Here is a 13,014-nt window from a genome sequence, read left to right as displayed (position 1 = left end):
GTTCACTTCGGACAACCGTACGGTGCCGGTGGTGATTGCGAACTACTCTGGAGCCAGTCAGTTTGAGTTGCCGTGGGCGAACATCATGGCGGCGTCCATTCTGGTGACGGTGCCCCTGATCATCCTGGTGCTGATCTTCCAGAGAAACATCATCTCCGGTCTCACCTCCGGTGCCGTCAAAGGTTAAAGGCAGCATGCTCAGAGGGTGCTCAGGCACCCTTTTTTGTTTGCAGTCTGGCACTTCCTGATGCGGTTGTCCTGCAAAACTTACAAGTTTCTTGCCTGCTTTTTCTGTGCTGCGGCCTGAGAATCAAGCCCATGAACCCCACCATCGTTACAGTCAAAAAATCCACCTGGCGGGTTTCTTGCTGCTGTGGCAAAAAAAGCCAGTCAACCAGAAGAAACATGTAAAGGGCATGTTCTGAAACAGGAGCTTTTTTCAGGGCCATGTCAGTGCGAAAGCTGTCACACACTGCCACCTACAGTAAATGCATGGTCATGCCACATTATGCAAAACTCTCTGAAGTCCCAGCAGGACTGGCCACAAAAGCACAATTGCAGGCCCTCGGGCTGAGCAAAATTGGTTTGAAAGCTGTGGCCACTGTGGAATCCTTTGGCAAAGTGGTCAACCTCTACCGTGTTCAGGAAGCAAGGCAGAAGTCACATCTGTAAAGAAAACATAAATTGTTACCACCCTGGTTGTTACTTTATGTCTCAGGTTGTGGGATTAAAGTGGAAAACGAAAGACGCCACAGCGTCCACCTTCAAGGCACACGTTCTCTTGAAAGGAGCCCCCATGCCTCTGATGAACCTTTCCCCCCTGATCAACAGCGACCTGCAGGGTGCAGAACAGGCACTCGCTTTTGCCGAAATGCACCCAGACCTCCACAGCAAAGCAGCTTTTCTGGAACGTGCCCAGTTGCGCCTTCAGGCTGCAGAAAAAGAATCTCTGCGTCTGGGCCTGATCGAATTTCAACCCCGCATTGCAGAACTTAAAGCACGCCTGAAGGTCTCCAGGCACCTGCCCAGAGCTGGATGAAACCACCCCCCATCAAAAACCAAAAGCAAAATCCCCGGTTTCCCGGGGATTTTCTCAGCAGTAAAGCCTGAAGGTGAATTCAGGGGTTTACTTCTTCTTGTTGCGGTAGCTGTCACCAAAGCGCTTGGTGAACTTGTCCACACGACCTTCGGTATCGACGAAGCGGTCTTCGCCAGTCCAGAAGGGGTGCACACCACTCCACACGTCCACGTGAATTTCGGGCTTGGTGGAGTAGGTTTCCATCACAACTTGACCCTGGTAGATGATCTTGCAGGGAACGACTTTGGGGTGAATGTTCTTCTTCATTGGGACTCCTCCAGCACTGCGTTCTGCCTGTTAACGCATGACGTTTATCGGCTTATGGCGCAGTCAACTTTGCGATTATATCACAGGAGGACAATTTTCGGGAGGCGCAACCCGCAGCCAAGCCCCCGTGCGAAGCGGCGACCCAGCGCGAAGCGACGCTGTACGACTCTTGGCCCCCAGCAAACAGATGCATACGCAAAATTCTTTACTCCCCTCCCCTGTCCCGTACAATGACAGCTGTGATTACGAAGCGCATCATCCCGTGTCTGGATGTTCAAAATGGTCGGGTGGTCAAGAACGTCAAGTTCTTTGAAAACCACCGAGATGCCGGAAACCCTTTGCTGCTCGCCCAGAAGTACGAACACGAACAGGCCGACGAACTGGTCTTCTATGACATCACCGCCAGCCATGAAGGCCGTAAACTGATGCTGGAAGTGGCGAAAGACGTGGCAGAAAGCGTGATGATGCCCCTCACCATCGGAGGTGGCGTGAACAGCGTGGAGGATTTCAGGAACCTGCTGCTCTCGGGGGCAGACAAGATTTCTGTGAATTCCAGTGCCATCCGCAACCCGGACCTGATCCGGGCTGCCAGCGACCACTTTGGAGCCCAGTGTGTGGTGCTCTCGATTGATGCCAAACGCAGACCGGATGGTTCGGGCTGGAATGTGCACCTGAATGGGGGCCGTGTGGACACCGGCATCGACCTGATCGAGTGGGTCCACAAGGGTCAGGAACTGGGTGCAGGCGAAATTGTGCTGAACGTGATGGATGCAGACGGTACCCAGTCCGGGTTTGATCTGCTGGCCACCCGCACCGTGAAAGAGAATGTGGATGTGCCCGTGGTGGCCTCGGGTGGTGCGGGCAAGCTGGAAGATTTTTATGATGTTCTGACCGCAGGGAAGGCCGATGCTGCCCTTGCCGCCAGTGTGTTTCACTTCGGGATGCTCACGGTGCGTCAGGTGAAGGATTACCTGACGGGTCGCGGCATTCAGGTGAGAGGGTTTGTGGAATGAATCTGAGTGAACTGAAGTACAACGAGGACGGTCTGGTCCCGGTGGTGACGCAGGATGCCCGCAGTGGTGAAGTCCTGATGCTCGCCTGGGCCAACCAGGAAGCCCTGGAACACACCCTGAGCACCCTGGAAGGCACCTATTATTCCCGCAGCCGTCAGGAACTGTGGATCAAGGGCAAAACCAGTGGCAACACGCAGAAGGTTCTGGGTGTCCGTTACGACTGTGACAGCGACGCTGTACTGTATCTGGTGGAGCAGCAGGGTCCAGCGTGCCACACGGGCAAGCAGTCCTGTTTCCACAATCCCCTCATGGAAGAAGCAGGGCACACCCAGCTTGGCTTTGTGGTCAGTGAGGTGTACAAAACCATTCTGGACCGCATCGAGCATCAGCCTGAGGGGTCTTACGTGACCACCATGCACAAAGCGGGCCTGGACCGCATCCTCAAGAAAATACCTGAAGAGGCCGGAGAGGTTTTGCTGGCCGCCAAGAACAGCGACCCAAAAGAGCTTGCCACAGAAACCGCCGATCTGCTGTTCCACACCCTCTTTGTGATGGCAGAACTGGGTGTGAAGCCCGAGGACATCGCTGGTGTGCTGTCCAGTCGCATGGGCAAAAGTGGTTTACGTGGACCGAAACCGGTGGGATAAACCCCCATTTGTGTTGGCTCTGAACAAAGAAACACCCATCCAGACAGGTAAAACCATCTGTACCGGGTCCAGGTTTGTCCCCTGGGCCATTTTTCATGGTTCAGCAACCAAAAACGGGGTTGTATACCTTTAGCGGCTTCATGCAGGTAAACCAAATCAGGGGTAAAACAGTGTAGTACACACCTACACCGTAAACCAATTGAACCCCTTCCAAATGTTAAAACGCCTTCTATGGAACGTGCTCTCGTTTTGGATACTGTGCGTGTGACCGAACAGGCCGCCCTTGCCGCCAGCAGACTCATTGGCAAGGGGGACAAGAATGCTGTGGATGCTGCAGGCACCGATGCCATGCGCAAGGTGCTCAACGAACTCGACATTGATGGAACCGTGGTGATCGGTGAAGGGGAAATGGATGAGGCCCCGATGCTCTACATCGGAGAAAACCTCGGGCAGAAAACCAAACACTCCCATAAGGTGGACATTGCTGTGGACCCGGTGGAAGGCACCAGCGCAGCAGCAAAAGGGCTTCCCAATGTCATTGCCGTGATCGCCATGAGCGAAAAAGGGGGCCTGCTCCATGCCCCGGACATCTACATGGACAAACTGGTGGTGCCACCACCTGCAGTGGGTCATGTGAACCTGGACTGGCCCGTGGAAGCCAACCTCAAAGCCCTGGCCATGAGCCTGCAGCGCAGTGTGGAAGACCTGCTGATCGTGGTGCTGGACCGCGAGCGCCACATCCCCCTGATCCAGCAGATCCGTCAGGCCGGAGCACGCGTCAAGCTGATCAATGCTGGAGATGTGATTGCAGGTCTGGCCGCAGCCATCCGTGGCACTGGCGTACACGCCCTGATGGGCTGGGGGGGAGCACCGGAGGGCGTGGTCACCGCTGCAGCCATGAAGTGCCTGGGGGCAGAGTTCCAGGGTCGCTTCATTGCAGAGGACGATGAGCAGCGGGCCAGACTCAAACAGATGGGCGTCTCCTCCGAGAAGATCTACAGAACCAATGATCTGGCTCCTGGTGACAACATTGTTTTCAGCGCAACGGGCATCACCGATGGTGACCTGCTGGAAGGGGTGCGTCCCTTCGGCGGGGGAGCCAGAACCCATTCGATTGTGATGGGCCACTCCACCCGCGTGGTGCGTTTCATTGACTCTATCCACCTGCAGGAGAGCAAAGCCCGGGTGGTGGTGCGGGTTTAACGCTTCATCTGCTGGAGCATCTTCAGGCGGTCTTGCACGCCCGGATGGGTGGAGAGCAGACTGGTGGTCTCTGAACCCTCATGGTCTTCAACGAGCTTCTGCAGCATGGTTTGCAGGGGCTCGGTTCCCCATCCCTGAGCAAGCATGTATTTCCCAGCCACCTGATCGGCCTCTGCCTCAAAGGCTCTGGAGTACCCGTTCTGGATCAGCAATGCAGGCACAGAGGCTGCCAGAGAAGTGGGAGACACCACATCTCCAAAAGCCACCGAGATCATGAAAAACACCCCCAGGCTCTGGTAAATGCTCTTCAGGCCGTGCCGCTCTGTCACGTGCCCGATCTCGTGGGCCAGCACCCCGAGGATCTCACGGTCATTTTTGGCCAGTTTGATCAGGTTGTCTGTCACCACAATGTCTCCAGAAGGCAGGGCAAAGGCATTGGCACCCAGCAGGGAACTGCGGTAGAAGTGCAGTTTGTAAGGGTAATCCCCTCCAATCGACTGCACGATCTTCTGGAACCCTGATTCAATCTTTTGCTGTCTGGCTGCTGGAATGCGGGTGGATTGCAAATACTGGCGCTCCAGCAGCTTCAAGGCATTGTCACTCATGGCAACCAGCACCGAGACAGGGGTGACTTCTGCAGCTTTCTGGGCCACCACAGGAAGACCAAAACGGAAAAAGCTGAACAGAAAACCACCAAGCACCACAAACCCCAGCAGCACCCATTTCCAGTTGTGCTCAATGGCATGGACCCAGCGCATCCCTGAATTGAGTCCAAGGGCCTGCTCCACCGTCTCTATGGCCTGCAGGTCATCCGTTTCCAGCCTGGCCCCACTTTTGAGCCTGAACACCCTGCGGGTGCGACCCAGTGGAGGCTGAAGTTCCCATTCCTGCTCAGAAAACAGCAGGTCCAATCCCTCCCCTGTCACCTGCAAGTCGACCCCATTCCATCTGGCCTGCATGGTGTGGGCTTTCGCAGAACGCCCATCGTAGTAAGTGGATGTGAATTCGACCAGCATCTTTTACAGCCCGATTTCCAGATCCAGAAAGTCCACTGCTGCGTCGCCCAGAGCATTGTCCTCACTGGACTGTGCAGCAGAAATGTTTTCCAGTGCATCAGGAGCCGCAATCACCCCGACGCGGCTCAGGACGTATTTCAGGTAACGGATTTTGGCCCAGGGGCTCATCAGGCCCAGGGTCACTGCAATCACCAGCACATTCACCAGCTGGATCTTGATCAGCGTCCAGTGGTTGAGTTTTCCCCGGAAGCGGATCTGACCATCGTTCAGGGTGGTGTGCTCCAGGCTGTAGTTCATGATCTGGGCATAAATGTACTGCTGCAGGGCAACTCCGGCAACAATGGCAACCACATAGACGAGGCCCAGCAGCACCGAAACTCCAGCCAGACCTGAAGCTTCTCCTCCCCCTCCCAGCATCACGCCGAAAGTCGACACAAAGATCAACAGCATGGCCACCACATACAGTGCGAAACCAATGCCATAAGCTGTCAGATACACCGTGTAAAAACGGGAGGAATTGCCAGTGAAACGTCCCTGCGCTTCTCCCCAGGACACATTGTCCAGCAGGTATTTGCGCTGGTAAAACTGAATCAGGGGAAAAATAAAGCCAAAGGTGACAGGCACCAGCAGCATCCAGAACAGGTAATACTTGTAGGCATCTGTTGAGCTGCCCCAGAATTTGAAGCGCACATTGCGGTACGCAGAGTTGCTGGCCATGAACCGCAGGGACTTGTAGATCAGGTAAGGGTAGATCATGGCAAACACCGTCAGCAGGGCATAAAGCCACCAGTATTCATACTGCTGGGCCAGGAAATAAACGGCCACACCGACGCCCACCAGAATGTTTCCTTTCAGAATGGAGGTGGGGTTCCCAAGGTACTCAAAAGCATGCCCATCCAGGTGGGTGTTGGAATACAGGTACTGTCTGGCCCGCACCTTCGCCCAGGCAGCATAAATCCCAAGCGTGATGATGCTCAGGAACAGGTTCACAATCCAGATGCGGAAATATTCGTTGGCATTTCCGGTGAACTCAAACCTGTGAAGTTTGCTGGCAGGCTGGGGCTGAGGATTTTTTTCGAGTGTCAATTCATTCATTTCATGCTCCCCTCATTCAATGGTAACAAAACGGTATGGAGTCAGTGTAAAAAATTCCTCACAGCTGCCCGAACTTCAGCTTGCAGTATAGTCAGGCCATGATTGTTGCCATCGGAACCGACCTGATCGAAATCCACCGCATTCGCAAAGTGCTGGAACGTGAGGGCGACCATTTCCTGCACAAAATTTTCACTCCAGAGGAACTCACGTACTGCCTGAAGATGGCAGACCCCGTCCCTTCCCTGGCAGCCCGTTTTGCTGCCAAGGAGGCCTTTCAGAAGACCTGGGCAGAGGGCCACAGCTGGCAGGACGTGTGGGTGGTCCGCGATGAAACCCCACAAGGCCCTTTTCCCTTCTCAAGGCCCTACCTGAAATTCAGTCCTGCCCTTCAAAGCATCATGCAGGAGCATCGCTGGGTGGCCCACCTGTCCCTCACGCACACCAAAGAGCATGCCCAGGCCGTGGTGGTTCTGGAAGACATCAGGTCCTGATCCTTTTCCATGCTGCAAGAAAACCAGCCCACAATGGGCTGGTGTCAGAGGACCTCAATCCCACCCTCAGCGGAGTCCAAGCCAGCTCTTCTGCATGACGGCCAGCAGCAGCATGCCTGCTGCACAGGCCAGAGCCACCACACTGACAGGCACATGGTCAATCACAGCACTGACCAGCAAAAGCACCACAGGCATGCTGAGTGCTGCAACTGCTGCATAAAGACTGAACACCCGTCCACGAAAATCTTCAGGGATGCTCTGGGCTTCCAGAACCGTGGCCGCGGTCTGGGCCACAGCAATCCCCAGACCGAGCACGCCTGCTGAAGCGTAGACCATGGGCAGCACACTGGAGAAAGAGAGCAACACAAAAGCCAGCACCATCCCAAGCAGTCCCCAGAACATCATCGCTCTGGGACTGGCCTTCAGGACGCCCGTTGCCACCAGTGCACTTCCCAGCAGCATGGCTCCCATCATGGTCCCGAAAAACAGACCGTATCCCCTGGAGCCCTGTCCTGCAGCCAGCATGATTTTGGGCACCATCAGTTCAAGGGGAGCAAATACCCCTGCTGCCACAAAAGTCAGCAGCATCAGGAAACGCAGAGGAGCACTCTGCTTCACCAGTTGCAGGGCTGCCCTGGTGTCTTGCAGAAGGTGGGTTTTCTCTGTCCTGGGTGCACGGACAGGCAAGGCCACAAAGAGCAGCAGCAGGCTCATCACCAGCAGGGCCACTGCGTTCCAGGCAATGGCGAATCCCGATCCCAGCACACCAACCAGAAAACCACCTCCAACCAGGCCCACAAGTTGCATGCCCTGACTGGCCATCCCCATGTATCCCGAAGCCCTCTGCAGTTCCTCTGGGGGCACCAGTGTTGGAAAAACACTCTGGGAGGCTGGCGTGTAAAACATGTCCACCAGGCCGTTGATCAGGGAAATCAGGTAGACCACTCCCAGAGAGAACTGGTCAGTGAAGGCCATGTAGGCGACCACACCCATCAGGCCCGCACGAAGCAGGTTGCCCAGAATCAGCGGGGGTTTGAGGGGAAGCCGGTCAATCCATGCCCCCATCAGGGGAGCGAAAATGCTGGGCAGCAGGCTCAGGGCCAGGGTGATGCCCATGCTGCTGGCTTTGCCCGTCTGTTCCAGCACCAGAAAAGAAAACGCCACCCCTGCCACTGCCGTGGCGAGTTCCGATTGCATGCTTCCCAGCCAGAAAAGCAGGAAATCCCTGTTCCAAAAGGTTCTTCGATTCAGTGCATTTTGCACGTCTGATCCCTCCTCTGGCCCAAGGGTGCATGATAGGCTACTTGCAATGACAGAGGCAGATTCTAATAGTGTCCAGCTCAGCAGTGAAGCGCAAGCGAGACTGTTGATGGACCCCATCAACCAAAAGATTCTGGATGTGCTCCTCACCCGTGATGCCAGTGCTCAGCAACTGGTCGACCTCACCCACCTCCCCATGCACCGTGTCCACTACCGGCTCAAATTGCTGCTGGAGCACGGTTTTGTTGCCATCAAAGAGACCCTGAAACGCACAGGCAGACCCATCCGGGTGTACGGAACCACCGCCCAGAGCTGGGTGCTGCCATTCGAACTCACCCCATCCAGCAATCTGGCAGAGTTTTTCGAGCAGTCCTCTGAACAGTGGCTGAAGCAGGTCTTTCAGCCCATCGCAGAAAAAATCGGACAGCCCGTTCATTTTCTGTTTGCCCGACATGGCCCAGGCCCCGCCTACCTCGATCCCAAAATGTCTCCCCAGGACCAGAAACAGATGGACCGTTTTCTGATCCACGCTCAGGATTTCCTGGTCGACCCTGAGAAAGTTGAAGCCCTGAAAGCTGCGGTCCTTCAGGTGATCAAAGACCACCAGACCGACACAGGGAAACCGGTCAGTCTGGGCATTTTTGCTCTGGATGAAGGCTTTTGAGGTTCAGCGTTGCAGAAGGCTGAGCACTTCCACATGGGAAGTGTGGGGGTAAAAATCCCAGGGAATGGCTTCCTGAAGTTTAAATCCCCACCCGGACAGCTGTTTCACATCCCTGGCCCAGGTTGCTGGATCACAGGACACGTAAACCAGCGTATCGGCCTGACTGCGGCCCAGCATCTCAATGACTTCAGGGGTGAGGCCTGCTCTGGGGGGGTCCAGGGTGATGGTGCCGTAAGCGAGGTTCATGCGTCTGGCGTCCCCACGCTGGAAGCGGATGTTTTTGATGTTCAGGCGTTCTGCGTCTTTCCTGCCCCGATCCAGGCTTTCCTGATTGATGTCCAGAACAGTGACTTTTCCATAATTTGCTGCAAGGTGCAGGCCCAGCGCACCACTGCCTCCATAGAGGTCCAGAGCGGTCTCTCCTGCACCTGCCAGTTCAGCGGCTTTCAGGAAGAGTTCGCTGGCCGCTTCCGGATTCACCTGGGCAAAACTGCTGACCATCACGGAAAGTGCAAATCTGCCGTACTGCTCCAGGGTCACAGGTTCTCCCCAGACCAGTTTCGCTCCATGCTGAAAACGGTATTTCCCGGGTCTGGCATGTGACACGCCATGAATCCCCAGATCAGCAAGGTAGAGGGCTGGCTTCTGGTAATCCTGCGGATTTCCTTCCCCAATCAGGGCAGCAAGGGTTTCTCCGGTCAGGATGCTGGTGCGGAACACCACCTCATAAGCCCCTCCCAGTTTCCCCGGGTCCACCGCGCGCAAAAGGACGTCAATGCGGTCATGGGCAATCGGGTCTGCCCTGAGGGTGCGCTTCTCATGGCTTCCCCGCTCACGGTAGAAAAAGCGCCCGGAGTCAATGCCATACTGGGCCACCGTGCGGTAATGCCACTGGCTTGGGCTGGCCTGGGTGGATGACACCTCAAACGGCAGCTTGCCAATCCGGGTCAGGGCATCTTGCACAATGCCCTGTTTGTATTTCAACTGGGCCTCATAGGTGGCATGGGCCAGGTTGAGGGTTGGGGGTGCATCCAGACGGTCTGTGCGGTCTGGAGACTCTTCCTGAATGCTCACAATGTGGGCCGTGCGCACAGGTTTCTCCTGCACAACCTGCACATCCAGCACCTCACCAGGCAGGCCCCCCTCCACCAGAACCACGCCGCTCTCGTGACGGGCAAGGCCAAGCCCACCCGCAATGATTTTCTCCACTTTGACGATCAACTTCACTCCTTGTAGAAAGAGGGACCGGTGGCAGCCAGGATCTTCCGTCCGGATTCGCTCTGCTCTCCCTCGATGCCTTTCACGCCGTACTGCTCAAGCTGCTTGCGGCTGGGAATCAGGAAGATGTAGGTCTTGCCATCTCCTGCGCCCTTGTCTTTCTTCTGGCTGTATTCAAACAGTTTCTGGCTGATGCCCTGGCTTTTGAAGAACGCCGCTTCCTCTTTGACCATCTGCATGAACCGTTTATAGGCGGTTTCGAGCTGTTCGGGGGTTCCACGGGTGCCTGTGGTGGACTTGAATTCCTTTTCCAGGTTCTCGCGGATCTGGGCATCGGTCATGTCTGCAATCACAGCGTTGTAATTGCCCTGAAAACCGACCACTCCCCCATCCAGAATTTTACGCTGTCCAGCCAGAAACCAGTAATTTGCACACGCCGACATGCAGAACCCATCCACCTGAACGGTGACGTTTTGCGCTTTCAGCAGTTTCCCGATCTGGAACGCCGCCTGATAATCCCCTTTGATGGAGTTCACCACCACCTTCTTGATGGCCGGGGTGAAGAAACGCTTGAATTCAGAGAGGTTGTCTGGCTGGATCTCCCCCTCAAATTTCAGGGTCTGGTCGTCCACCTTCTGCCACTGGGGGGTCAGGCGGTACACCGGAGTGCAGTAGGAACTTCTGAGGCTGGCATCGATGCTGCGGTAAATCAGCTGACAGCTGGCCGCTTTCAGATCGAACGCAGAAAAAATGGCGATCAGGGCGATGATGCTCACGAAGATGATCCAGAATCTCCGGCCCGAGAAGAATTCCAGAATGCGCGAAAAGTCCATGTGGCCTGATTCTACCGGATTTTGATGAAGCGATCAGCAATCAGCGTTCAGCAGTCAACAAAAGCTCCAGTGTTGTTTAAGCAACAGCTTTTTTGCCTTCTGCCTTCTGCCGGCTCAAACAAAAAACTGCCCCCGAAAGGGCAGCTTCACATCCTGTGAGTTACTCGAGGTACGTGTAACCGAGCAGTTCCTCGGTGTAAGTGGTCCCGAGTTCCTTGGCTTCGGACTGGGTGAAGTGGCCTTTTTTGCGGGCCGTTTCGATCTGCGCTTCGATGGAGTCGCGCAGGTCGTCTTCTTCATACCCCATGTTCTCGATCATGCGGCGTGCCTTCTGGCCCCGCACGAAGAGTTCAATGCGGTAACCTTCTTCCTTGTCAGCGACCACGTGGGCTTCATTGACCTTGCCGAACAGGTTGTGGCCGCTGCCCAGCACATCCTGGTAGGCCCCAGCGAGGAAAATCCCCAGGTAATAGGGTTTGCCATCTGGGACGTGCAGGGGCAGGGTGCGTTTCACGTCGCGCAGGTCAATGAACTTGTCGATCTTGCCGTCACTGTCGCAGGTGATGTCCACCAGGGTGGCTTCCCGGGTGGGCCTTTCATCCAGACGGTGGATGGGAATGATCGGGAACAGGGTGTCGATGGCCCAGTTGTCTGGCAGGGACTGGAACAGGGAGAAGTTGCAGACATACTTGTCTGCGAGCACCCGGGGCAGGTCTTCCAGCTCATCGGGAACGTACTTCATGTCCTGCACAGCCTTGGCAATCTTGCGGATGATGCCGTTGAACAGGGCCTCACCACGGGCCCGGTCGTGCAGGCTCAGGTACCCGAGGTTGAACAGGTTGTTCATGGTCTCTTTGTCCGCAACCGCATCGTTGTACACTTCGCGGGCATTGCGCACGGTGATGTTCTCAGAAAGCTGCTCAAGGTCGGTGACGATCTGGTGCTGGTCTTCCTTGCGGTCTGGAATGAAAGGCTGGTCCACGGTGGGGCCCGTCACATCCAGCACTGGAATCACCAGCACAGAGTGGTGTGCCGTCAGGGCACGTCCAGACTCGGAGACGATGATGGGTTCCTGCACTTCCATGCGCTGGCAGACTTCCTGAATGGTGTAAACCACGTCTGCGGCGTACTCGGCCATGGTGTAGTTCATGCTGGCGTAGAAGGTGGTTTTGGAACCGTCGTAATCGACACCCAGACCGCCCCCGACGTTCAGGTACTTGACTGGAACGCCAGCTTTCACCAGGTTGGCATACACGTTGGTGGCTTCACGCACGGCCACCTTGATGCGGCGGATGTCGGTGATCTGTGAGCCGATGTGGCAGTGAATCATGCTGAGGGCGTCCAGCATGTCTTCTTCACGCAGGCGCTCCACCACGTGCAGGAGTTCAGCAGCGTTCAGGCCGAATTTGGCGTTGTCACCACCGGACTCTTCCCATTGCCCACTGCCTTTGGCGTTCAGTTTGAAACGCACACCCACGGCGGGTTTCACATTGAGTTCCTTGGAAAGGCGCAGCACCCGGTCCAGTTCGCTCATTTTTTCGAGGGTGATCACCACGTTCTTGCCAAGCTTGCGTCCCCACAGGGCCAGGCTGACAAAACCGTCGTCTTTGAAGCCGTTGCAGCAAAGCAACGCTTCCGGGTGAATGTTCTGTGCGAGGCACAGCGCAAGCTCTGCTTTGGAGCCTGCTTCCAGACCGGTGTGATAGGAGTAACCTGCCTTGGCGATGGTTTCCACAACCACGCGTCTCTGGTTCACCTTGATCGGGAAAACACCCTGATACTTCCCCTGGTAATCGTATTCCTTGATGGCTTTTCTGAAAGCCTCGGAAAGACTCTTTACACGTTCAGCCAGCACCTGCGGAAACCGCAAGATGATCGGCATGCTCTTGCCTCGTGCCACGAGTTCTTCAATGACTTCCTCCAGAACGATGGAAAGTCCACCGGGCAGGTCCACTTCGAGCTTGCCCTCGTCATTGACACGAAAATAACCGCTGGACCAGTAGGGAACCCCATAAAGTTCAGCGGCGTCCTGGGGCTTGAATCGGGTGTTTTTCAACGCTAGGTTTCCTCCTTGGCTACAGGGTTGATCCTGATTGCAGAGTTGAGTTTATCACCTTTTGACAACCATGATGTCATGATGCTGACAATCGATTCAGACGGGATTTAGGAAGGGTTAAGCCCTCTGGTGTCAGCCCTCAACTTTCAGCAAAAAACCAGCAGGTTGCTGGT

14 protein-coding genes and 1 pseudogene are annotated in these 13,014 nt (G+C 55.6%); 8 read left to right on the top strand and 7 right to left on the bottom strand.

The window, feature by feature from the left end:
• The 3 genes and pseudogenes from DC3_RS05390 to DC3_RS05385 all read left to right on the top strand — a co-directional run.
• A pseudogene (locus DC3_RS05390) lies at positions 1-187 on the top strand (carbohydrate ABC transporter permease); the annotation flags it as partial.
• A 311-nt stretch (positions 188-498) separates the two neighbouring features.
• Positions 499-672 (top strand): hypothetical protein, encoded by a 174-nt coding sequence (locus DC3_RS28965; protein WP_186815838.1) that lies wholly within the window; start codon positions 499-501, stop codon positions 670-672.
• Between the two features lie 124 nt (positions 673-796).
• A complete protein-coding gene (locus DC3_RS05385) occupies positions 797-1,039 on the top strand; it encodes a hypothetical protein (RefSeq protein ID WP_146882912.1) in 243 nt (80 codons plus the stop codon).
• Between the two features lie 87 nt (positions 1,040-1,126).
• On the opposite strand, the gene rpmE is transcribed toward DC3_RS05385, so the two are convergent.
• Positions 1,127-1,345 carry a 50S ribosomal protein L31 gene (gene rpmE / locus DC3_RS05380; protein ID WP_034344837.1) on the bottom strand — a complete coding sequence of 73 codons (219 nt, stop codon included), beginning with the start codon at positions 1,343-1,345 and terminating at the stop codon, positions 1,127-1,129.
• A 239-nt stretch (positions 1,346-1,584) separates the two neighbouring features.
• On the opposite strand from rpmE, the gene hisF reads away from it, so the two are divergent.
• The 3 genes from hisF to glpX all read left to right on the top strand — a co-directional run bounded on the left by hisF (position 1,585) and on the right by glpX (position 4,208).
• Entirely contained in the window at positions 1,585-2,358 is a 774-nt protein-coding gene (gene hisF / locus DC3_RS05375; RefSeq protein WP_186815837.1) for an imidazole glycerol phosphate synthase subunit HisF, read from the top strand.
• The gene (gene hisIE / locus DC3_RS05370) at positions 2,355-3,005 is read left to right on the top strand and encodes a bifunctional phosphoribosyl-AMP cyclohydrolase/phosphoribosyl-ATP diphosphatase HisIE (RefSeq protein ID WP_146882910.1); all 651 of its coding nucleotides are present in this window, start codon (positions 2,355-2,357) and stop codon (positions 3,003-3,005) included. The genes hisF and hisIE overlap by 4 nt, the downstream gene beginning before the upstream one ends.
• Before the next feature lie 231 nt (positions 3,006-3,236).
• Positions 3,237-4,208, top strand: coding sequence for a class II fructose-bisphosphatase (gene glpX, locus DC3_RS05365; protein ID WP_146882909.1), 972 nt, complete (start codon positions 3,237-3,239; stop codon positions 4,206-4,208).
• On the opposite strand, the gene DC3_RS05360 is transcribed toward glpX, so the two are convergent.
• The gene (locus DC3_RS05360) at positions 4,205-5,224 is read right to left on the bottom strand and encodes a M48 family metallopeptidase (protein WP_146882908.1); all 1,020 of its coding nucleotides are present in this window, start codon (positions 5,222-5,224) and stop codon (positions 4,205-4,207) included. The two genes, glpX and DC3_RS05360, sit on opposite strands and share 4 nt — an antisense overlap.
• Before the next feature lie 3 nt (positions 5,225-5,227).
• On the bottom strand, positions 5,228-6,319 hold the full coding sequence (locus DC3_RS05355; protein WP_146882907.1) for a YjgN family protein: 1,092 nt from the start codon (positions 6,317-6,319) through the stop codon (positions 5,228-5,230).
• A gap of 98 nt (positions 6,320-6,417) precedes the next feature.
• On the opposite strand from DC3_RS05355, the gene acpS reads away from it, so the two are divergent.
• On the top strand, positions 6,418-6,810 hold the full coding sequence (gene acpS, locus DC3_RS05350) for a holo-ACP synthase (protein WP_146882906.1): 393 nt from the start codon (positions 6,418-6,420) through the stop codon (positions 6,808-6,810).
• A gap of 66 nt (positions 6,811-6,876) precedes the next feature.
• Here the strand turns inward: acpS and DC3_RS05345 are convergent, their stop codons facing one another.
• Positions 6,877-8,007, bottom strand: a complete 1,131-nt coding sequence (locus DC3_RS05345) for an MFS transporter (protein ID WP_186815836.1) — start codon at positions 8,005-8,007, stop codon at positions 6,877-6,879.
• A gap of 112 nt (positions 8,008-8,119) precedes the next feature.
• Here DC3_RS05345 and DC3_RS05340 point away from each other — a divergent pair, with 112 nt between their 5' ends.
• Positions 8,120-8,734, top strand: a complete 615-nt coding sequence (locus DC3_RS05340; protein WP_186815835.1) for a winged helix-turn-helix domain-containing protein — start codon at positions 8,120-8,122, stop codon at positions 8,732-8,734.
• Between the two features lie 3 nt (positions 8,735-8,737).
• Here DC3_RS05340 and DC3_RS05335 read toward each other — a convergent pair whose 3' ends face one another.
• The 3 genes from DC3_RS05335 to speA all read right to left on the bottom strand — a co-directional run bounded on the left by DC3_RS05335 (position 8,738) and on the right by speA (position 12,841).
• Positions 8,738-9,955 carry a class I SAM-dependent RNA methyltransferase gene (locus DC3_RS05335; RefSeq protein WP_186815834.1) on the bottom strand — a complete coding sequence of 406 codons (1,218 nt, stop codon included), beginning with the start codon at positions 9,953-9,955 and terminating at the stop codon, positions 8,738-8,740.
• 2 nt (positions 9,956-9,957) lie between these two features.
• Positions 9,958-10,785 carry a Clp protease/crotonase-like domain-containing protein gene (locus tag DC3_RS05330; protein WP_146882902.1) on the bottom strand — a complete coding sequence of 276 codons (828 nt, stop codon included), beginning with the start codon at positions 10,783-10,785 and terminating at the stop codon, positions 9,958-9,960.
• 160 nt (positions 10,786-10,945) lie between these two features.
• Positions 10,946-12,841, bottom strand: coding sequence for a biosynthetic arginine decarboxylase (speA, locus tag DC3_RS05325; protein ID WP_146882901.1), 1,896 nt, complete (start codon positions 12,839-12,841; stop codon positions 10,946-10,948).
• Positions 12,842-13,014 lie beyond the last annotated feature (173 nt).

Source organism: Deinococcus cellulosilyticus NBRC 106333 = KACC 11606, assembly GCF_007990775.1.
GTDB classification, from domain to species: Bacteria; Deinococcota; Deinococci; order Deinococcales; family Deinococcaceae; genus Deinococcus_C; species Deinococcus_C cellulosilyticus.
Note: the sequence above shows the minus strand (reverse complement) of the source record. Positions and strands in the feature narration are given on the sequence as shown.